The organism is Mesorhizobium sp. NBSH29 (genome assembly GCF_015500055.1).
GTDB lineage: Bacteria > Pseudomonadota > Alphaproteobacteria > Rhizobiales > Rhizobiaceae > Neomesorhizobium.
In genome coordinates, this window is record NZ_CP045492.1 from 2,988,602 (window position 1) to 3,007,575 (window position 18,974).

Sequence of the window (18,974 nt, forward strand, 5' to 3'; positions counted from 1 at the left end):
AAAGAACTCCGAACCAGGATGATTAAATGATCCCGCGCTACTCGCGACCCGAAATGGTTGCCATCTGGTCCCCAGAGACAAAATTCCGCATCTGGTTTGAGATCGAGGCCCATGCATGCGACGCGCTGGCCGAGCTCGGCGTGATTCCGAAAGAAGCAGCGCGCACCATCTGGGAAAAAGGCGGCGCGGCGCAGTTTGATGTCGCACGTATCGACGAGATCGAAGCCGTCACCAAGCACGACGTCATCGCCTTCCTGACCCATCTGGCCGAATTTATCGGCCCCGATTCGCGCTTCGTCCATCAGGGCATGACCTCATCGGACGTGTTGGACACCACTTTCAACATCCAGCTCGTGCGTGCCAGCGATATCCTGCTGTCCGGCGTAGACCGCGTTCTCACCGCGCTGAAGACCCGCGCCTTCGAGCATAAGGACACGGTGCGCATCGGTCGCAGCCACGGCATTCATGCCGAACCAACCACCATGGGCCTGACCTTCGCCCGCTTTTATGCCGAGATGGCGCGCAACCGCGACCGCCTTGTCGCGGCCCGCGCCGAAATCGCCACTGGTGCCATCTCCGGCGCGGTTGGCACCTTTGCCAACATCGACCCCAGCGTGGAGGAACATGTCTGCTCAAAACTCGGCCTTGCGCCCGAGCCGGTCTCCACCCAGGTCATCCCGCGCGACCGTCACGCGATGTATTTTGTCACGCTCGGCGTCATCGCCTCGTCGATCGAGAATGTCGCGACTGAAATCCGTCACATGCAGCGCACCGAAGTGTTGGAAGCGGAAGAGTTCTTCTCACCGGGCCAAAAAGGCTCCTCGGCCATGCCGCACAAGCGCAACCCGGTGCTCACCGAGAACCTGACTGGCCTTGCCCGACTGGTGCGCATGGCCGTCACGCCCGCTCTGGAGAACGTAACACTCTGGCATGAGCGCGACATCTCGCATTCCAGCGTCGAACGCGCCATCGGGCCGGACACCACCATAACCCTCGATTTCGCGCTCAACCGTCTGGCCGGCGTTATCGAAAAATTGCTGATCTACCCGGATAACATGCTGAAAAACATGAACAAATTCCGTGGACTCATCCATTCACAGCGGGTTCTTCTGGCCCTCACACAAGCCGGCGTGTCACGCGAGGATGCCTATCGCCTGGTCCAGCGCAACGCTATGAAGGTCTGGGAGCATGGCGCTGATTTCCTTGAGGAATTGCTAGCCGACGCAGAGGTTTGCGCAGCGCTACAGGCAGACGAAATCCGCGAAAAATTCGATCTCGGCTATCACACCAAACATGTCGACACGATTTTCACGCGTGTCTTTGGAGAAGTTTGAGGAACCATATCTGCTTCTCCGCGTTGTGGATGGGAAGGGCTGATAGGCAGCCTGCAATTTTGTGGGGATTTTACGATGGCTGACAATGAGACTGTTGTAGTCGGCGGTAACGGCGGAGCCGGATGGTTTGTCGCGGGCGCCCTGATTGTAGCCGCGGTCATTGGTGGGTTTCTATACACCAACGGCTATTTTGATAAGTCGGGCGGGGTCGAGATAAAGCCTGATGGCGTCAAGATTGAAATTCCTGCCAACTAAACGTTCTACCTGACCTCCAGAAAAGCCAGCGCTCCCCTGCCGCTGGCTTTTTGCTGTCAAGCCGGCACCGTCCGTATCGCAGTCCCCCAAGGATCTGTCGTCTCAACAGTCGTTGTTGCGGTTTCGGATTGCATCTCGACGAATGAAAGCCCGTTGCGCGCCGCATCGCGCGGTCCTGCGCCCCGTGTGCGCCAGGCGTTTGCACCGACATGATGATGGTACCCACCAGAGCCCAAAAACACCGCGTCGGCCCCATATTGTGCCATTGTATCCAACCCGAACTGCGACTGCCACCAGTCTTCAGCCACCTTCGCATCTCCCACCCGCAGGTGGACATGGCCAATGACACTGCCATCCGGTGCTCCCCGCCACCCGGCATCTCCCTCCGGTAAGGCGCGTATCACCCCTTCGATATCAAGACGGTTGGTCGCCATGACGATTGAATTTCCATCGAACGGCCAGCTTTCTTTCGGTCTGTCGGAATAGATTTCTATGCCGTTGCCCTCCGGATCGGTCAGGTAAAGCGCTTCGCTCACTAGATGATCGGAGGCGCCTTCGATTGCGATCTGGCGCTTCATGGCATGCCCGATCCAGCGAGCAAGATCAGCCCGCGTCGGCATCAGGAAAGCGGTGTGAAACAGACCCGCGCTACGGGGGTCGTCCGGCAGCCCAAGAGGATTTGCCTCAATCGACAAGAGAGGACGCTCGCCGGCACCCAGCTCAATGGTTCCACCATTTCGGGAAAGTTCGACGAGGCCGATTACGTGCCGATAGTAAGCGGCAAGCGATTCAGCGTTGCGTGCTTTAAGGCCCACACGGCCGACCCGGATTGGCGTCGTTGCTGCAAATGGCAATTCACTCATCAATCAATTCCTGACACGGCTCAGACTCTGCATTCAAGATCATCAGGAAATGCGATTGCCGCAAGCATCCAAACTGAAAACAGCCTGTTCAGCCAGACGAAACCCTTATGGTCGTTGCGTCGACGGACCGGCAACGCTACATGCGCGCCATGAAAGTCAAAGACGCAGACATCCTGATTATCCCCGGTTACACCAATTCCGGACCAGAACATTGGCAGACGCGCTGGCAGTCAAAACTGTCGACCGCGCGCCGCGTGGAGCAAGCCGAATGGTCAAAGCCAGTGCGAGATGACTGGGTCGAAAACATCGCAGACGCGGTCAATGTTGCTGAAAAGCCGGTAGTGCTGGTGGCCCATTCGCTAGGTATTCCCGCAATGATCCATGCCCTGCCGCGGTTTACAAAACCCGTAGCCGGAGCTTTTCTGGTCGCCCCGCCGGATGTGGCCAACACAAAAATCAGACCCCGGCACCTGATGACGTTCGGGCCCTACCCGCGCGACCCGTTGCCATTTCCGTCAACGGTAGTTGCCAGCCGCAATGACCCCTATTGCGCCTTCGCGGTTGCTGAAGATATCGCTGCCGCTTGGGGCTCGTTGTTCATCGACGCCGGCGAGGCTGGCCATCTCAACTCTGAATCAGGCTTTGGCCCATGGCCGGAAGGAACGATGATTTTCGGCCAGTTCCTGTCGCGTCTATAAGCGCTCAGCATCAATCGATGCTGTAACGCTGTTGATCAGGCTCGCAGCGCCAAGCGAAATCAGCAAATGTTCCGAGCCCATCGCCAGGAGCTGGTAGCCCATAGCTACGACGCGCCCGGCAATCTTGGGTTCGACTACATAGATCGCAGAAAACTTGCCCGCATTGCGCACGCGCTCGGCGATCATGGCGATTGTTTCCATCATGTCCTCAAGCGTCGAATCCATCACCGCTCCATTCGACCAGGCTATGGAGAAATCCGACGGCCCGACGAAAATGCCGTCAATGCCCGGCGTTTCCAGAATCCCATCGAGCGCATCAAGCGCCGCGCGTGTCTCGATCATCGCGAAGGCAAGCGTGCGCTGGTTGCTTCCGGCCAGCCAGTCGGCGGCATCGCCTTTGCCATGCCGAGGAAAGCCATAGGTTGGGCCCCACGAACGCTCGCCCAGCGGCGGATATTTCATCGCGGCGGCAAAACGGCGCGCATCGTCAACCGAATTGACCATCGGTGCGATGACCGCTTCTGCGCCAAAATCGAGCGCCCGGCTGGCCATATCGAACCGTCCAACCGGAATGCGCACCAGCGGATGTTTCTTTGCGGCAATCACGGGAGCGATCGAACGCAGCACGCTATCTTCGTTGTGGCCACCGTGCTGCATGTCGAGGGTCACCGCATGAAACCCCTGCGCCGCGACAATCTCGACGGTGAGCGCATCAGGCACTCCGGACCACGCAGTGAACAAGGTTTCGCCGGCTAGCAGGCTATCTCGAAGGGACATGGGACTGTATTCCTGGCAGGAGCGCATCGCGCGACCGGGCTATTCAACCAGACGCCAGTCAAACGGCCAAGAAAAAACCGCCCGAATGAAGGGCGGTTCTGGAATACTTGATTGTGCCAGGCGAGATGGATCAGCTGTTTTGAATCTGCGCCACGGCAACCGCGAGCAATTCTTCCATCTTGGCGCGGATTTCGGTGTCGGCAATCGTCACACCGGCCTCAGCGAAATCTTTGCTTACCTTGCGCAACACATCGTCGTCGCCAGCTTCCTCGAAGTCAGCCTTGACTACGTCCTTGGCATAGGCGTCGGCAGCGTCGCCGCTTTTGTCCAGCTTTTCAGCGGCCCACAGCCCGAGCAGTTTGTTGCGGCGCGCAAATGCCTTGAATTTCAGTTCTTCGTCGAAGGCAAACTTGCGCTCAAAGCCCTCTTCGCGGTTCTTCATATCGCTCATGGCATCCTCCAACAGGTCGCGGTTCCCGAATCCCCGGGAAATGGTCGTATGGCGCACAAACCAAAAGGGGTGCCCCTGGTCAATACATAGCATACCTTGTGCGGTGCGGCATTTGGTGTTGATAGGCTGTCTTTCAACCGATTGACGATTGAGCCCCGGCCACAATTGCGGTAGACACCGCGCGTGAGATATACAGCCGCGCCCCACCATTTGCCGCGCCAGAATAGGGATCGGCCTTTGCCGCCTGCCCTTCAACCTAGAGAAATTTTTTCATGAACCGTCGCCGCCGCATTTACGAAGGCAAGGCCAAGATCCTCTATGAGGGCCCGGAGCCAGGTACGTTGATCCAGTTTTTCAAGGACGACGCCACTGCCTTCAACAAGAAGAAGCACGAGGTCGTGGACGGCAAAGGCGTACTCAACAACCGCATTTCCGAGCACATTTTCACCCATCTGAACAAGATGGGCATCCCGACTCACTTCATCCGCCGCCTCAACATGCGCGAGCAGTTGATCAAGGAAGTCGAGATCATCCCGCTGGAAGTGGTGGTGCGTAATGTTGCTGCCGGCTCGCTAGCCAAGCGCCTAGGTCTGGAAGAAGGCACTGTCCTTCCGCGTTCCATCATCGAATTCTACTACAAGGCGGATGCGCTGGATGACCCGATGGTCTCCGAAGAACACATCACCGCGTTTGGCTGGGCCAGCCCGCAGGAGATCGACGACATCATGGCGCTGGCCATCCGCGTCAATGATTTCCTCTCCGGCCTGTTCCTCGGCGTTGGCATCCAGCTCGTCGACTTTAAGATCGAATGCGGCCGCCTCTATGAGGGCGATATGATGCGCATCGTGGTTGCCGACGAGATCTCGCCCGATTCGTGCCGCCTCTGGGACGTCGCTACACAGGACAAGCTCGACAAGGACCGGTTCCGCCGCGATATGGGTGGATTGGTCGAAGCTTATCAGGAAGTGGCCCGCCGCCTCGGCATCATGAATGAGAACGAGCCGGCACGTCCCGCCGGCCCCATCCTCGTGTCCACCGACAGCGGCAAGGGCCGCCCTCACTAACTTTCTTGCTACGTAGAACCAGGAAAATGCCCGTGACCAAGGCCCGCATCACCGTTACCCTCAAAAACGGCGTCCTCGACCCTCAAGGCAAAGCCATCGAGCATGCCCTGGGCGGGATGGGATTTTCTGGCGTCGATTCGGTGCGTCAGGGCAAAGTGTTCGACATCGAGGTGGGCGAGACCGACCCGGCGCGCGCCGAAGCGGAACTCAAGGCCATGTGCGACAAGCTTCTGGCCAACACCGTGATCGAAAACTACAGCGTAGCAATTCTTTGATCCTGGACCGAACTCGAGCCGATTGTTCCGCATCATGAAGTCAGCTGTCGTTCTTCTTCCCGGCCTGAACCGCGACCGCGACATGATCGCGGCGCTTAAAAAAATATCTGGCGTCGCCCCGAAGACCATCTGGGAAACCGATACAGAAATCCCTGATGTCGATCTCATCGTCATTCCGGGCGGCTTTTCCTATGGCGATTATCTGCGCTGCGGTGCCATTGCGGCCCGCTCGCCGGTCATGCGCGCCGTTGCCGATCAGGCAAAGCGCGGCGTCCAGGTGCTGGGCGTCTGCAACGGTTTCCAGATTCTGCTTGAGGCCGGCCTGCTTCCCGGCGCTCTGATGCGCAATGGCCATCTCAAATTCGTCTGCCGCGAGGTCAAGCTCCGGGTAGAAAACACCAACACCTCTTTCACCCGCAACTATGCCGGCGGTCAGATCATTCGCTGCCCGGTCGCGCACCATGATGGCAATTATTTCGCAGACACAGAAACCTTGTCGCGCCTGGAGGGCAACGGTCAGGTAGTGTTCCGCTACGCCGAAAACACCAATCCCAACGGCGCCATTAACGACATTGCCGGCATCATCAACGAGACCGGAAACGTCATGGGGCTGATGCCGCACCCCGAAAACCTGATCGAAGACGCCCATGGCGGACGCGACGGTCGCGCACTGTTTGAAAGTGCGCTCGGAATTGCCGCCTGAACCAACCCACCACGTGATTAGAGCGAGACGGACCTGATGCCCAAATTCGTCACTTCCGCCGCCTCCGGCTTTGCACTGATATCCATCACCGTGCTGAGCCTTGCGCTTTCCGCCTGCCAGGCCGAGCGCAAAGTGGTGTCCACTCCCAGTTCGGTTTCCTCAGGCAAAAGTGCCGCGTTGCAGGTCATGGAACAGGTAGCAATCGCCGCGCACAAATGCTGGTTTGCCGCAAAAGATCCGGCATTCCGTGCTTACCGCATGGCCAATGAACTGAATTCGTTCAGCGGGCGCCCACGCTTTCTTTTGGTTCCGGCGAAAAACTATGAGGCAAAACCTCTACTGGTCGTCCAGGCCGAAGGAGCCTCACGCCGCGTCGAATATTTTGGCCCGTTGCTGGACGACAAGCTCGGTGGCCGGATTACGGGCGACATCGCCCGCTGGTCCAGTGGCAACAATGCCTGCGCCAGCAATGCCTGACCGTCGAAAAATTCTGCCTTGGGCCGGCCTTGCCATTGGCCTGGCCGCCATAGCGTTGCAGTTTTCGATCAGCATTCCAGCCAGCATGGCCGCTGGGCGCAGCCTCGGCGGCTCGATCATCTGGTTCTTCAGCTATTTTACGATCCTGACCAACATCGCTGCGGTTCTGGTCTATGCCCGCACCGTCACCGGCGAAAAGTCGCTGCGTCCTGCCCTTTTCGCCTCACCGGCAATGCGTGCCGGCGTTGCGGTGGCAATTACCGTGGTGTTTCTCGTCTATGCAATAGTTCTGTCGCAGCAATGGCAACCGCAAGGCCTGTTCTATCTCTGCGACATACTTCTGCACTACGTCACCCCGGTCCTCTATGTCGTGTGGTGGCTGTGCTATGGCACCGATGGGCGCACCCGCTGGAAACATCTCTTGGCGTTCGGCGGGGCGCCGCTGATCTACCTCGTCTATGTCCTGGCGCGCGCGCCGTATGCCGGCGAAGTGCCCTACCCGTTCCTTGACGCGTCGATTGGCGGCTGGCCAAGCGTGATCATAGCCGCTGCCGGCATTTCGTGCCTGTTTATCATCCTTGGCGTTGTGGCGATCCTTGCCGACCACGGCATCGCGCGGATGCAGCGTCGCGGCTCGACCGCCTGATCACCGCGACCAGAAACGCCGCATCGCCTCGGCTTCGGCATCCTCGCGTGTCACACCAATATCCCGCAACTGCCAATCACTCATGCTGCTCAACGCCTTGCGGCTCCGCTGTATTGCCACCTGACGGTCCACCCGCTTCGCAATCATGTTCAATCCGTAGACCAAACCGCGCAGCGGCTTTCTGCGTATCGGCACACTCTCGCACTCTTCGATTGCACCCATCATTGCACCTCATCAATTGGTACAATTCATATGGATTGACGGAGCAATAGACGCAATGTACCAAATTGTCATGATGACAAATTGGCTCCCCGACCTGAACGAAGGCTCCGGCCCGCTCTATCTTAGGCTGGCTGACCGTGCCGAAACTGCAATTGCGGCAGGCACGCTGCCGCACGGCGCGAAACTGCCACCACAGCGCAATCTGGCCTATGATCTGGGAATTACCGTCGGCACGGTCGGCCGGGCCTATTCCCTGCTGCGCCAGCGCGGACTGGTCAGTGGCGAGACCGGGCGCGGCACGTTCGTGCAAAATGGCGGGACAGTTCCGGCCAGACCATCATCCGAGGCCCACCCCTATTCCAGCTCGCGCGAAATATTCGTCCCGCAAGGCAAGCTGATCATGGACAGCACGGCAGCGCCCGATGTCGGGCAGGCCGAGGCGCTGGGTCGTCTGGCCACCGAGATTACCCGTGACCACCCGTCCGAAATCGCGAGCTATACAAGGCGTCTTCCCGCCTCGTGGCAGGAGGCAGGTCAACGCTGGCTGAAAGTCGGCAGCTGGGAACCAAACCCATCAGACGTGGTGCCAACCCTGGGTGGACACGCTGCCATCCTGGCTGTTATCGCCGCCGTCACGGCACCGGGCGACCGGATCGCCTTCGAGCAGCTCACCTATTCCTCAATGGCCCGCAGCGCCAACCTGATCGGACGCCGCAGCATCGCCGTCGGCATGGATGAATTCGGGCCCGATCCGGACGATCTCGAACGCGTCTGCGCCCAACAGCATCCCAAGCTGCTGTTCCTGGTGCCTGACTTGCAAAATCCTACCCTCACCATCATGCCGGAGGCGCGGCGTCGCGAGATTATCGACATCGCCAGACGCCACAATGTCTGGCTGATCGAAGATGCCATTTATGGAGCGCTGCTCAGCGATGAAGAGCGGCCGCCATCGATCGCCGAACTGGCGCCCGAGCGCACCTTCCATGTCAGCAGTCTTTCAAAATCTGTCGCCGCCGGCATTCGCGGCGGCTGGGTCGCCTGCCCCCCGCATCTGGCTGCCCGCGTTTTGACGGCACAGAAAATGGTCACCGGAGGCATGCCCTTCCTGATGTCGGAACTGGCGGCCCGGCTCGTTCTTTCGGGCTATGCCGACAGTATTCGACAGAAAGTGAAAATTGAGATCGCCAGTCGTGTCACCATCGCGCGCAGCGCTCTTGGCGACTATGATTTCCAGTCTCACCGTTGCGCGCCATTCCTGTGGCTCAAGCTGCCGGAGCCCTGGCTGTCTGGAACCCTGCGCCAGGCAGCATTCAATGAGGGCGTCCTGATCGACGATGAAGACGAGTTCAAAAGCGGTCGCACCGAAAAGACCTTCCATCGGGTGCGCATCGGCTTCTCAGCCCCGCAAAGAAGCCAGGTCGAAGGCGGATTTGCACGCATCCTCTCGCTGCTGGACAATGGTATCGCGGGATATGACAGCTACGGTTGATTATTTATCGAATCCAACAGTTTTTCCAACATTTGCGGGTATATCGCAGGCGCGCGGCGCGCTAAGGGGTGCACTTCCCTGTTTTACGGATTTTGCCGGCCATGAACATCCGCAACACCATTGCCATCACGCCAGAACTGATAGCGTCGCACGGCCTGAAGCCCGATGAATATCAGCGCATTCTCGATCTGATCGGGCGCGAACCGTCCTTCACCGAGCTCGGTATTTTTTCGGCAATGTGGAACGAGCACTGTTCCTACAAGAGCTCAAAGAAATGGCTGCGTACGCTGCCCACCACCGGCCCGCGCGTGATCCAGGGTCCCGGTGAAAACGCCGGCGTTGTGGATATCGGCGATGGCGACTGCGTCATCTTCAAGATGGAGAGCCACAACCACCCCTCCTACATCGAGCCCTATCAGGGCGCGGCGACCGGCGTTGGGGGCATTTTGCGCGATGTCTTCACCATGGGCGCAAGGCCCGTCGCGGCCATGAACGCGCTGCGCTTCGGCGCGCCGGATCATCCCAAGACAAAACATCTTGTGGCGGGTGTGGTCGCCGGTGTGGGCGGCTACGGCAATTCCTTCGGCGTGCCGACAGTTGGCGGTGAAGTGAATTTCGACGCCCGCTACAACGGCAACATTCTGGTCAATGCCTTCGCTGCCGGCATTGCCAGAGCCGATGGCATTTTCCTGTCCGAGGCCAAAGGCGTCGGGCTTCCGGTGGTCTATCTCGGTGCAAAGACCGGTCGCGATGGCGTCGGCGGCGCCACCATGGCCTCTGCCGAATTCGGCGACGACATCGACGAAAAACGCCCAACCGTACAGGTCGGCGATCCGTTCACCGAAAAATGCCTGCTTGAAGCCTGCCTCGAACTCATGGCCTCAGGCGCCGTCATAGCCATCCAGGACATGGGTGCTGCCGGGCTCACCTGCTCTGCCGTTGAAATGGGCGCCAAAGGTGACCTGGGCATCGAGCTCGATCTCGACAAGGTGCCGGTGCGCGAAGACGCCATGTCGGCCTATGAAATGATGCTGTCGGAAAGCCAGGAGCGCATGCTGATGGTGCTGCTCCCTGAAAAAGAACAGCAGGCAGAGGCGATCTTCCACAAATGGGGGCTGGACTTCGCCATCGTCGGCCACACGACCGACGATCTACGCTTCCGCGTCCTCCATCAGGGCGAGGAAGTCGCCAATTTGCCGATCAAGGATCTGGGCGATCAGGCGCCAGAATATGACCGTCCGTGGATCGAGCCAGTTACACCGATCCCGCTCGCTGCAACCGATATCCCCCAGGCCGACATCGCTGACGCGCTGCTGAAAATGCTGGGCGGTCCGGATCTGTCGAGTCGCCGCTGGGTCTGGGAGCAGTATGATACGCTGATCCAGGGCAACTCGCTGCAATTGCCCGGCGGCGATGCCGGCGTGGTGCGGGTTGAAGGCCACGACACCAAGGCTCTCGCCTTCTCCTCCGACGTGACGCCGCGCTACTGCGAGGCCGACCCGTTTGAAGGCGGCAAGCAGGCTGTCGCCGAATGCTGGCGCAACCTCACCGCTACAGGCGCCGAGCCGCTGGCGTCCACCGATAACCTCAATTTCGGTAATCCCGAACGCCCCGAGATCATGGGCCAGCTCGTCCACGCCATCAAAGGCATCGGCGAAGCCTGCCGGGCACTCGAATTTCCCATCGTCTCCGGCAATGTCTCGCTCTACAACGAAACCAACGGCCAGGGCATTTTGCCTACGCCAACGATTGGCGGTGTCGGGCTGATACCGGACTGGTCAAAAATGGCGCGCATCGGCTTTGCCGGTGAAGGCGATCTCATCCTTCTGTTCGGCGCACCCGATTGGTGGGGCACGCATCTTGGACAGTCCATCTACATGCGCGACATCCACGGCCGCGCTGACGGCCCGCCACCGCCGGTTGATCTTGGCCACGAAAAGAAAGTCGGCGACTTCGTCCGCAGCCTTATCCGCGAAGGCGTGACGACGGCCGTCCATGATTGCTCCGATGGTGGTTTGGCCGTGGCTCTGGCCGAAATGGCCATGGCTTCGGGTATTGGAGCGACGGTGAACGAACTCGAGGCCGGCGATCCGATCCCGCAATTCTTCGGTGAGGATCAGGGCCGCTATGTCGTTACCATCAAGGCGTTCGCCGAAGTGGCAGACCTCGAAATCTTCATGGCCCGGGTCGCACAGGCTGGCATTTTCGCGCCGTGGATCGGCACGACCGGCGGCATTGAATTGAAACTCGGCAAGGCTCGTGCGATATCTGTGAGCGAACTCAAATCCGCCCACGAATCATGGTTCCCTGCTTTCATGGGCACCTGACGGAGACCGCGCGATGGCTATGGATGCTCACGACATAGAGACCATGATCAAGGAAGGCATTCCGGACGCTAAGGTGACGATCCGCGATCTTGCCGGCGATGGCGACCATTATGCGGCCGAAGTGGTGGCCGAAAGCTTCCGCGGCAAGAGCCGGGTGCAGCAGCACCAGATGGTCTACAACGCGCTAAAGGGCAATATGGGTGGCGTCCTGCACGCGCTCGCCCTGCAGACCAGCGCCCCCGAATAGACAAGAATCCCGGCTTGGTTCTTGTTTCGGGTCGCCTTTGGGTTTATTTGAAGTGCATGTTCCGGCCTGACCTCCCCAGGCACGAAAGGACGACGAAAACATGAGCGGTATGAACGAATACATCGAAAGCGAAGTGAAGAGCCAGGACGTGGTGGTCTTCATGAAGGGCACCCCGGGCTTCCCACAATGCGGATTTTCCGGACAGGTTGTCCAGATCCTCGACTACCTCGGCGTCGACTATAAGGGCGTGAATGTTCTCACCTCCAATGAGCTGCGCCAGGGCATCAAGGAGTATTCCAACTGGCCTACGATCCCCCAGCTTTATGTGAAGGGCGAATTCGTCGGCGGCTGCGATATCATCCGCGAAATGTTCCAGGCTGGCGAACTAAAATCCCTGTTGGAAGAAAAAGGCATTGACGCCAAGGGTGCTGCCGCCTGACTTCCCTATAATCCTGCAGATCGCCGCTTGCGGCATCGCATGATGAAATGCGCCGGGTTTCTGGCGCATTTTTTTCTTTCTAGTCAAAATGGGGACGGGCCATGGCTGACCATATCGCGCCACCGCAATCCGCGCCGGCAAAACTGTCGCTGCCGCGTTGGGAATTCATCGCGCTCGCCGCCGCCCTCATGGCGCTCAACGCGCTGGCCATCGATATCATGCTTCCCGGCTTGCAGCAGATTGGTGCAAGCCTTGGCGTCGAGAACGAAAACCACCGCCAATATGTGATCACCGCCTATATCGCCGGCTTCGGCCTGGCACAGCTTGCCTATGGGCCCATTTCCGACCGGTTCGGGCGCCGTGGACCGTTGCTTTTCGGCCTTGGCATCTATGTGCTGGCCGCGTTGGCGTGCTCGTTCGTACCAAGCTTCACGTCTCTTCTGGCACTGCGCTTCGTGCAGGGTGTTGGCGCAGCTGCAACACGCGTTATTGCGGTTTCGGTCATCCGCGACGTCTTTGGCGGCCGCGCCATGGCCGAGGTCATGTCGCTGGTCTTCATGGTGTTCATGGTCATCCCGGTCGTCGCGCCCGGTATCGGTCAACTGGTCATGGTGTTTGCCGAATGGCACATGATTTTCGTGTTCATGGCAGGCATCGCACTGCTCGTCACCATTTGGACGGCGCTCCGACTTCCCGAAACGCTGCACCCGGAATACCGCCGTCCGTTTACCGCCAGGTCGATCTTCGACGGCTTTCGCATCGTGCTCACCAACCGCATATCGCTGGCCTACACGCTGGCAACCATGGTCGTTTTCGGCGCCCTGTTCGGCTTCATCAATTCCGCCCAGCAGATCTATGTCGGAATTTACGGGCTCGGCGCCATGTTCCCGGTTATCTTTGCAGTGGTCGCCAGCATGATGGCTGTCTCCTCTTTCGCCAACGCGCAGCTGGTAGGCCGCTTCGGCATGCGCCGCCTCTCGCATGGGGCGTTGATCGGCTTTGTGATCGTCAACTGCATCCTGTTTGGCCTGTCGCTGCTCGGGCCGATGCCATTGCCGCTTTTCGTCGGCCTGTTCACGCTCGCCATGCTACAATTCGGCTGGATCGGCTCCAACTTCAACTCGATCGCCATGGAGCCACTGGGCCATGTCGCGGGCACCGCATCCTCGGTGATCGGCTTTTTGCAAACTCTCGGCGGCGGCCTGATCGGCGCGGCCATTGGCCAGGCATTTGATGGCACAGTCACCCCGCTTGCCGCGGGATATTGCGCGGTGTCGATTGTCGGGTTGGTGCTGGTGCTGATCGGCGAACGCGGGAAACTCTTTCAGGCGCAAAGCAAACCGCCCGCACGCTGATCAATCTTCGGGGGATGCTGCCGCCAGACCGGCAAAATCAAACAGCCCGGTGTCGAGCAGATGCGAGGGCCGCACATTGGCCAGCGCCCGGATCATGCTGTCCTTGCGGCCAGGCATCCGCTTCTCGATATCGTCGAGCATCGATTTCATCACATTGCGCTGTAGCCCTTCCTGGCTGCCGCACAGATCGCATGGAATGATGGGAAACCGCATCGCATCCGCAAATTTGGCCAGGTCGGCCTCGGCGCAATGCGCCAGCGGCCGCAGCACCATCACGTCGCCCTCATCGTTCAAAAGCTTCGGCGGCATCGCTGCCAGCCGCCCGCCATGGAAAAAATTCATGAAGAACGTTTCCAGAATATCCTCGCGGTGGTGGCCGAGCACCAGCGCGGAGCATCCCTCTTCACGCGCCACCCGGTAGAGGTGACCGCGCCTCAACCGCGAGCACAGCGAACAGTAAGTAGCCCCTACGGGAACCTTGTCGGTGACGATCGAATAGGTGTCGCGATATTCGATACGGTGCGCAATGCCATGCTTAGTCAGATAGTCGGGCAAAATATGCTTTGGAAAATTCGGCTGACCCTGGTCGAGATTGCACGCCAGCAGCTCCACCGGCAAAAGCCCGCGCCATTTCAGATCAAGCAGGATCGCCAGCAGGCCGTACGAATCCTTGCCGCCCGAAAGCGCCACCAGCCAGCGCTCTCCTGCTCGCGCCATGGCGTAGGCTTCTATCGTCTCGCGCGCCTGGCGCAGCAAGCGCTTGCGCAGCTTGTTGAATTCGACCGACGATGGCGCGGTGTGAAACAGCGCAAACTCCGCTCCGACGGCCGGATCGATGGCTGCCCCGTCCAATGATGATTGCTCGACTGTCGACTGGATGTTCATCTCAACCCCTGCAGTAGGCACTCATGCGCTTGTCAGCGCCCGCGCCAAACCGCTAGTACCTGCATTTCCAGCCTCGATGAAGCAAATTAACGTCGACAAAACCGATCTCGCGCGAAAGACCAATAAATGGCATCCCGCCACCAGCCGTCCGAGCTTTCGTTGCTGACCAAGATTGCGCGCTTTGGCATCGTTGGCGTTGCCAACAGCATCATTGACCTTTCGGTGTTTTCGCTGCTCTGGAAAATGCTCGCGATCCCCGCGCTTGCAGCCAATGGGATAGGATGGCTTGCGGCGATCTGTTTTTCCTACGTCGTCAATTCCCGCTGGTCGTTTGAACGCGACAAGGCACTTGGCGATCGCCGCTCGGTCGTACGCTTCTTTATGCTCGGCGCGTTGATCACGCTGTGTGTATCGAGCCTGGCCCTGGTCGCACTAAGCCCACTCATCGGGACTTTTCCTGCCAAGATTGCCGGGCTGATTGTCGCGGCTATATTTAATTTTCTGGCGGCCCGCTGGGCGATTGAGGATCGCATCCGGTAAAGGACAAGGCCCGGTTGTATTTCCGTCTTAATTTGATCCGGTGGCGTGGTCTAGGCATGTCCTGGCCCGTGGGCTAAGGTCGCTCGCCTTTACCAGACTGCTGTTGGTTCAGGGGAAGCCGGTCGAGCACTCGGTTCGGTATTACGGGTCTATGCAACGGGCGCTCAGACGGGTCCGACGGCAAACTGAAGGTTTATGTGGCCATGATGCGGCGCTTCGAAAACGCTCGAATCCTTATGTACAGCCACGACACGTTCGGGCTCGGCCATTTGCGCCGCTGTCGCACTATCGCGCACTCCCTCGTGGAGGATTTTCGCGGCCTGAATATTCTCATCATTTCCGGAGCAACCATTGCCGGCGCGTTCGACTACCGGGCCCGGGTCGACTTCGTCAAAATCCCCAGTGTGATCAAGCTGCACAACGGCGACTATACCTCGCTTGAGCGCCATATCGACCTGCAAGAAACGCTGAAAATGCGGCAGTCGAGCATCCGTCACACTGCTGAAACGTTTCAGCCGGACATTTTCATCGTCGACAAGGAGCCGATGGGCCTGCGCGGCGAGGTGGAAGAAACCCTCGCCTATCTCAAGACCCGGGGCACGACACTGGTGCTGGGCCTGCGCGAGGTCATGGATGCGCCGCACCTTCTGGAAGCGGAATGGAAGCGCAGCGACACGATGCGTAAGATCGACCGCTTCTACGACATGATCTGGGCCTATGGTCCACCTGAATTCTACGACCCATTGACCGGCCTCGACGTCCCGGATTCGGTGAGAAACAAAATGAAATTCGTCGGGTTTTTGCAGCGCAGCCTGTCGCACGAACAGCGGCCCGAAAACCGTCCTGAGGGCGACTATATTCTGGTCACGACGGGCGGGGGTGGCGATGGTGCCGAACTTATTGATCAGGTCATCCACGCCTATCGGCACGACCCCACTTTGCAACACAAGGCACTGATTGTTCTTGGTCCTTATATGCCGACCAAGCAGCGCCGAAAGCTGATCAAAAAGGGTGCCGCCGTGCCCAACATAAAAATCATCGAATTTGACAGCCGCATGGAAGAGCTGATCGCCGGCGCCAAGGCAGTCGTCGCGATGGGAGGCTACAATACCTATTGCGAGATTTTGTCTTTCGACAAGCCAGCGTTGATTGTGCCCCGCGTCAAGCCACGTGAAGAACAATTGATCCGCGCCCGCCGCGCCAGCGAACTTGGCCTGGTCGACATGCTGTTGCCGGAGGAAGCTGAGGATGCCGGCCGCCTCGCTGAAACTTTAAAGGCCCTACCCGACCGGCCTCGCCCTTCGCAAAGCAGTCCGGACCTGACGCTTGAAGGACTGGTCCACATCTCCGAGATTGTCGGGGACTTGCTCGACGAGCGCGTAAGTCCGCACCTTTCCATTGTCGATTCCAAGAACTGAGAACCAATTTGCCTGAACGCCGCAAGATCGTTGTCGTGCTGAAGGGCTATCCGCGCCTTTCGGAAACTTTTATCGCGCAGGAACTTCTGGGGCTGGAGCGTGCCGGGTTCGATCTCACCTTGATCGCCATGCGCCATCCTACCGACAAAAAGCGGCACCCGGTGCATGACGAGATCCGCGCGGCAGTGCATTATCTCCCTGAATATCTCTACCAGGAGCCGGTCAGGGTGCTGCGGGCGCTGGCTGCAGGCATCTGGCGCAAAGGATTCTGTAAAACGCTGAGGGCGTTCTGCGCCGATCTGCGGCGCGATCCGACGCCGAACCGTGTTCGTCGCTTTGGTCAGGCGCTGGTGCTTGCCCATGAATGGCCCGATGGCGGTGGCTGGCTGCATGCACATTTTGCCCACACGCCGGCTTCGGTCACCCGCTATGCCAGCCTTTTGACAAACGTGTCATGGACCTGTTCTGCACATGCCAAGGACATCTGGACCTCACCCGACTGGGAGCTCACCGAAAAGCTCAACGCGGCGCGCTGGATGGTGACCTGTACCCGCTCCGGATACGAGCACCTGAAAACGCTCGCCGCCCAGCCAAAGCGCGTTCATCTCAGCTATCACGGCCTCGATCTCACTCGGTTCAACCATGTGGAGAGCCAGCGCGTACCGCGCGATGGGACCGACGCTGCCAACCCTGTGGTTATGCTGAGCGTCGGGCGCGCCGTGGAAAAGAAAGGCTATGATCTTCTCCTGCGTGCGCTTGCGACCTTGCCGCCTGATCTTCATTGGCGCTTCGAGCATATTGGCGGCGGCGATGAACTGGCGCGCCTGAAGGAGCTGGCGCAATCGCTCGGCATCAGAGATCGCATCCTCTGGAAAGGCGCACTGGCACAGGAAGACGTTCTCGCGCACTACCGCCGCGCCGATATCTTTGCGCTGGCCTGCCGTATCGCCGCCGATGGCGACCGCGATGGGCTGCCCAATGTGCTGGTCGAGGCGTCGAGCCAAAACCTTGTCTGTGTATCGACCAACATTTCTGGCGTCCCGGAACTGCTCAACGACGGCGAGAACGGCCTTGTCGTGGAACCGGAAGACCCCGAAGCGCTCGCCCACGCCCTCGAAACACTGATCCGCGATCCGGCTTTGCGCAAAAATCTCGGCGAGGCGGCGGAAAAGCGTGTCCGCGCTGAATTCGACCACTCGGCCAGCATCCGCCAGCTCAAAACCCTGTTCGAGAAAGCGTGGCGGACGGAGCCTGTGTGATGGCACCCTGTGTTCTTTTCTACGTTCAGCACCTGCTTGGCATCGGGCATCTTGCCCGCGCCACCCACATCGCGCGTGCGCTCAACGCGGACGGTTTTGAGGTGCTGATGGTGACCGGCGGGATGCCTGTTCCTGGTTTTCCAGACACGTCCATCCGCAATGTTGCCCTGCCGCCTGTTGCGGCCAATGATCAAGGCTTTTCCGGGTTGGCCGACCTCGATGGAAATCCTGTCGACCAGATATTTCAGGCAAACCGAACACGATTGCTGCTTGGCGCATTCAAAGATTTTGCCCCCGATATCGTCATCACCGAGGCGTTCCCGTTCGGCCGTCGGCAGATGCGCTTTGAGCTTCTGCCCCTGCTCGATGCGATCAGGCACGCAAGGCCAAAGCCACTGCTGGTCGCCTCACTTCGCGACATCCTTCAGGAGCGCACCAAGCCCGGCCGCGACGAGGAGACCGTGGACCTCGTCAACACCCATTTCGACAGTGTCATGGTTCACGGCGACCCGGCTTTCATAAGGCTGGAAGACAGTTTTCGCCTTGCCGGTGCTATCGCTGACAAGATTGCATATACCGGCCTCGTCACCGGTCCGGCGCATGAACCGGGAACCGACCGCTTTGATGTTGTCGTTTCGGCCGGCGGCGGAGCGGCAGGCGGCGCACTGGTACAGGCGGCGGCGGCTGCTGCCCACCTTTGCGGCCCTGCCCTTTCCTGGTGCCTCATCACCGGTCCCAACCTGCCGAAGGCTCAGTTCGATGCTGCTGCCGCACAGGCGCCAGAAAATGTCTCGCTTTTCAGGTTCCGCAACGATTTTGGGCAGCTTCTCAGCGGCGCAAACCTTTCTGTATCGCAGGCAGGCTACAACACGGTCTGTGATATCCTGGTTGCTGGCTGCCGCACGATACTCGTGCCATTTTCAGCTGGCGGCGAGACCGAGCAGACCGTGCGAGCCGGCAGGCTGGCAGCGGAAGGCCTTGCAACCATGCTCATCGAACCGGATTTGACGCCCGAAACCCTGGCTGGCGCGATCACCACCGCGCTCTCCCATCCCCGTCCAAACGCGCAACCGCTCAATCTGGACGGCGCCGCGGGCACGGCGCACCTGCTACGGCAGCTTCTTGGCTGAGACGCATGAGCGTGGGCGTGCGGGTAGCGTCGCTCAAGGGCATGTTGTATGTTGCAGCCCTCGGCTATCAGGGGGCCTGATATGATTCTGGATCGTTCAGTCGCCGCGAACTGCATTCTT

The 18,974-nt window shown here is 59.4% G+C and carries 22 protein-coding genes; 17 read left to right on the plus strand and 5 right to left on the minus strand.

Features of this window, described 5'->3' with window-relative positions:
* Positions 1 to 26: 26 nt before the first annotated feature.
* Both purB and GA830_RS14905 read left to right on the plus strand, forming a co-directional pair.
* Entirely contained in the window at positions 27 to 1,334 is a 1,308-nt protein-coding gene (gene purB, locus GA830_RS14900; protein WP_195162582.1) for an adenylosuccinate lyase, read from the plus strand.
* Between the two features lie 75 nt (positions 1,335 to 1,409).
* Positions 1,410 to 1,589: a hypothetical protein gene (locus GA830_RS14905; RefSeq protein ID WP_195162583.1), complete on the plus strand. Its 180-nt coding sequence runs from the start codon at positions 1,410 to 1,412 to the stop codon at positions 1,587 to 1,589.
* Between the two features lie 56 nt (positions 1,590 to 1,645).
* Here the strand turns inward: GA830_RS14905 and GA830_RS14910 are convergent, their stop codons facing one another.
* Positions 1,646 to 2,452: a VOC family protein gene (locus GA830_RS14910; protein WP_195162584.1), complete on the minus strand. Its 807-nt coding sequence runs from the start codon at positions 2,450 to 2,452 to the stop codon at positions 1,646 to 1,648.
* Between the two features lie 149 nt (positions 2,453 to 2,601).
* Between GA830_RS14910 and GA830_RS14915 the strand changes: the two genes are divergently transcribed.
* Positions 2,602 to 3,150 (plus strand): RBBP9/YdeN family alpha/beta hydrolase, encoded by a 549-nt coding sequence (locus GA830_RS14915; protein WP_195164979.1) that lies wholly within the window; start codon positions 2,602 to 2,604, stop codon positions 3,148 to 3,150.
* Here the strand turns inward: GA830_RS14915 and GA830_RS14920 are convergent.
* Both GA830_RS14920 and GA830_RS14925 read right to left on the minus strand, forming a co-directional pair.
* Positions 3,145 to 3,927 (minus strand): HpcH/HpaI aldolase family protein, encoded by a 783-nt coding sequence (locus tag GA830_RS14920; protein WP_195162585.1) that lies wholly within the window; start codon positions 3,925 to 3,927, stop codon positions 3,145 to 3,147. The two genes, GA830_RS14915 and GA830_RS14920, sit on opposite strands and share 6 nt — an antisense overlap.
* Positions 3,928 to 4,057: 130 nt before the next feature.
* Positions 4,058 to 4,378, minus strand: coding sequence for a DUF1476 domain-containing protein (locus GA830_RS14925; protein WP_195162586.1), 321 nt, complete (start codon positions 4,376 to 4,378; stop codon positions 4,058 to 4,060).
* 272 nt (positions 4,379 to 4,650) lie between these two features.
* Between GA830_RS14925 and purC the strand changes: the two genes are divergently transcribed.
* Genes purC through GA830_RS14950 form a run of 5 tightly spaced genes read left to right on the plus strand, consistent with a single transcriptional unit; the run spans position 4,651 to position 7,543 of the window.
* Positions 4,651 to 5,442, plus strand: coding sequence for a phosphoribosylaminoimidazolesuccinocarboxamide synthase (gene purC, locus GA830_RS14930; protein WP_195162587.1), 792 nt, complete (start codon positions 4,651 to 4,653; stop codon positions 5,440 to 5,442).
* Positions 5,443 to 5,468: 26 nt separating this feature from the next.
* Positions 5,469 to 5,717, plus strand: a complete 249-nt coding sequence (gene purS, locus GA830_RS14935; protein ID WP_374939276.1) for a phosphoribosylformylglycinamidine synthase subunit PurS — start codon at positions 5,469 to 5,471, stop codon at positions 5,715 to 5,717.
* Between the two features lie 34 nt (positions 5,718 to 5,751).
* Positions 5,752 to 6,420, plus strand: coding sequence for a phosphoribosylformylglycinamidine synthase subunit PurQ (gene purQ, locus GA830_RS14940; protein WP_195162589.1), 669 nt, complete (start codon positions 5,752 to 5,754; stop codon positions 6,418 to 6,420).
* Positions 6,421 to 6,456: 36 nt separating this feature from the next.
* Entirely contained in the window at positions 6,457 to 6,897 is a 441-nt protein-coding gene (locus tag GA830_RS14945; protein WP_258045460.1) for a hypothetical protein, read from the plus strand.
* Complete coding sequence (locus tag GA830_RS14950; RefSeq protein WP_195162590.1) at positions 6,890 to 7,543, plus strand: Pr6Pr family membrane protein; 654 nt, start codon at positions 6,890 to 6,892, stop codon at positions 7,541 to 7,543. Before GA830_RS14945 ends, GA830_RS14950 begins: the two co-directional genes overlap by 8 nt.
* Here GA830_RS14950 and GA830_RS14955 read toward each other — a convergent pair whose 3' ends face one another.
* Positions 7,544 to 7,768: a DUF1127 domain-containing protein gene (locus GA830_RS14955; protein WP_195162591.1), complete on the minus strand. Its 225-nt coding sequence runs from the start codon at positions 7,766 to 7,768 to the stop codon at positions 7,544 to 7,546.
* Between the two features lie 70 nt (positions 7,769 to 7,838).
* On the opposite strand from GA830_RS14955, the gene GA830_RS14960 reads away from it, so the two are divergent.
* From GA830_RS14960 to GA830_RS14980, 5 genes are all read left to right on the plus strand, one after another.
* Positions 7,839 to 9,254: an aminotransferase-like domain-containing protein gene (locus GA830_RS14960; protein ID WP_195164981.1), complete on the plus strand. Its 1,416-nt coding sequence runs from the start codon at positions 7,839 to 7,841 to the stop codon at positions 9,252 to 9,254.
* Positions 9,255 to 9,355: 101 nt separating this feature from the next.
* Positions 9,356 to 11,581 (plus strand): phosphoribosylformylglycinamidine synthase subunit PurL, encoded by a 2,226-nt coding sequence (purL, locus tag GA830_RS14965; protein ID WP_195162592.1) that lies wholly within the window; start codon positions 9,356 to 9,358, stop codon positions 11,579 to 11,581.
* A 13-nt stretch (positions 11,582 to 11,594) separates the two neighbouring features.
* On the plus strand, positions 11,595 to 11,828 hold the full coding sequence (locus tag GA830_RS14970) for a BolA/IbaG family iron-sulfur metabolism protein (RefSeq protein WP_195162593.1): 234 nt from the start codon (positions 11,595 to 11,597) through the stop codon (positions 11,826 to 11,828).
* 100 nt (positions 11,829 to 11,928) lie between these two features.
* Positions 11,929 to 12,267, plus strand: coding sequence for a Grx4 family monothiol glutaredoxin (gene grxD, locus GA830_RS14975; RefSeq protein WP_195162594.1), 339 nt, complete (start codon positions 11,929 to 11,931; stop codon positions 12,265 to 12,267).
* A 101-nt stretch (positions 12,268 to 12,368) separates the two neighbouring features.
* The gene (locus tag GA830_RS14980) at positions 12,369 to 13,622 is read left to right on the plus strand and encodes a multidrug effflux MFS transporter (RefSeq protein WP_195162595.1); all 1,254 of its coding nucleotides are present in this window, start codon (positions 12,369 to 12,371) and stop codon (positions 13,620 to 13,622) included.
* On the opposite strand, the gene ttcA is transcribed toward GA830_RS14980, so the two are convergent.
* A complete protein-coding gene (ttcA, locus tag GA830_RS14985) occupies positions 13,623 to 14,507 on the minus strand; it encodes a tRNA 2-thiocytidine(32) synthetase TtcA (RefSeq protein ID WP_195162596.1) in 885 nt (294 codons plus the stop codon).
* A 126-nt stretch (positions 14,508 to 14,633) separates the two neighbouring features.
* On the opposite strand from ttcA, the gene GA830_RS14990 reads away from it, so the two are divergent.
* From GA830_RS14990 to GA830_RS15005, 4 genes are all read left to right on the plus strand, one after another.
* Positions 14,634 to 15,047, plus strand: a complete 414-nt coding sequence (locus GA830_RS14990) for a GtrA family protein (protein WP_195162597.1) — start codon at positions 14,634 to 14,636, stop codon at positions 15,045 to 15,047.
* Between the two features lie 203 nt (positions 15,048 to 15,250).
* Complete coding sequence (locus GA830_RS14995) at positions 15,251 to 16,465, plus strand: glycosyltransferase family protein (RefSeq protein WP_195162598.1); 1,215 nt, start codon at positions 15,251 to 15,253, stop codon at positions 16,463 to 16,465.
* 8 nt (positions 16,466 to 16,473) lie between these two features.
* Positions 16,474 to 17,724, plus strand: a complete 1,251-nt coding sequence (locus GA830_RS15000; protein WP_195162599.1) for a glycosyltransferase family 4 protein — start codon at positions 16,474 to 16,476, stop codon at positions 17,722 to 17,724.
* Complete coding sequence (locus GA830_RS15005; protein WP_195162600.1) at positions 17,724 to 18,854, plus strand: glycosyltransferase family protein; 1,131 nt, start codon at positions 17,724 to 17,726, stop codon at positions 18,852 to 18,854. The genes GA830_RS15000 and GA830_RS15005 overlap by 1 nt, the downstream gene beginning before the upstream one ends.
* The last annotated feature ends 120 nt before the right edge of the window (positions 18,855 to 18,974 follow it).

Bases quoted from the DNA above. Each gene is read 5' to 3' on its own strand.
- purB (WP_195162582.1), top strand. From the start codon at position 27: ATGATCCCGCGCTACTCGCGACCCGAAATGGTTGCCATCTGGTCCCCA.
- GA830_RS14905 (WP_195162583.1), top strand. From the start codon at position 1,410: ATGGCTGACAATGAGACTGTTGTAGTCGGCGGTAACGGCGGAGCCGGA.
- GA830_RS14910 (WP_195162584.1), bottom strand. From the start codon at position 2,452: ATGAGTGAATTGCCATTTGCAGCAACGACGCCAATCCGGGTCGGCCGT.
- GA830_RS14915 (WP_195164979.1), top strand. From the start codon at position 2,602: ATGAAAGTCAAAGACGCAGACATCCTGATTATCCCCGGTTACACCAAT.
- GA830_RS14920 (WP_195162585.1), bottom strand. From the start codon at position 3,927: ATGTCCCTTCGAGATAGCCTGCTAGCCGGCGAAACCTTGTTCACTGCG.
- GA830_RS14925 (WP_195162586.1), bottom strand. From the start codon at position 4,378: ATGAGCGATATGAAGAACCGCGAAGAGGGCTTTGAGCGCAAGTTTGCC.
- purC (WP_195162587.1), top strand. From the start codon at position 4,651: ATGAACCGTCGCCGCCGCATTTACGAAGGCAAGGCCAAGATCCTCTAT.
- purS (WP_374939276.1), top strand. From the start codon at position 5,469: ATGCCCGTGACCAAGGCCCGCATCACCGTTACCCTCAAAAACGGCGTC.
- purQ (WP_195162589.1), top strand. From the start codon at position 5,752: ATGAAGTCAGCTGTCGTTCTTCTTCCCGGCCTGAACCGCGACCGCGAC.
- GA830_RS14945 (WP_258045460.1), top strand. From the start codon at position 6,457: ATGCCCAAATTCGTCACTTCCGCCGCCTCCGGCTTTGCACTGATATCC.
- GA830_RS14950 (WP_195162590.1), top strand. From the start codon at position 6,890: ATGCCTGACCGTCGAAAAATTCTGCCTTGGGCCGGCCTTGCCATTGGC.
- GA830_RS14955 (WP_195162591.1), bottom strand. From the start codon at position 7,768: ATGATGGGTGCAATCGAAGAGTGCGAGAGTGTGCCGATACGCAGAAAG.
- GA830_RS14960 (WP_195164981.1), top strand. From the start codon at position 7,839: ATGACAAATTGGCTCCCCGACCTGAACGAAGGCTCCGGCCCGCTCTAT.
- purL (WP_195162592.1), top strand. From the start codon at position 9,356: ATGAACATCCGCAACACCATTGCCATCACGCCAGAACTGATAGCGTCG.
- GA830_RS14970 (WP_195162593.1), top strand. From the start codon at position 11,595: ATGGCTATGGATGCTCACGACATAGAGACCATGATCAAGGAAGGCATT.
- grxD (WP_195162594.1), top strand. From the start codon at position 11,929: ATGAGCGGTATGAACGAATACATCGAAAGCGAAGTGAAGAGCCAGGAC.
- GA830_RS14980 (WP_195162595.1), top strand. From the start codon at position 12,369: ATGGCTGACCATATCGCGCCACCGCAATCCGCGCCGGCAAAACTGTCG.
- ttcA (WP_195162596.1), bottom strand. From the start codon at position 14,507: ATGAACATCCAGTCGACAGTCGAGCAATCATCATTGGACGGGGCAGCC.
- GA830_RS14990 (WP_195162597.1), top strand. From the start codon at position 14,634: ATGGCATCCCGCCACCAGCCGTCCGAGCTTTCGTTGCTGACCAAGATT.
- GA830_RS14995 (WP_195162598.1), top strand. From the start codon at position 15,251: ATGATGCGGCGCTTCGAAAACGCTCGAATCCTTATGTACAGCCACGAC.
- GA830_RS15005 (WP_195162600.1), top strand. From the start codon at position 17,724: ATGGCACCCTGTGTTCTTTTCTACGTTCAGCACCTGCTTGGCATCGGG.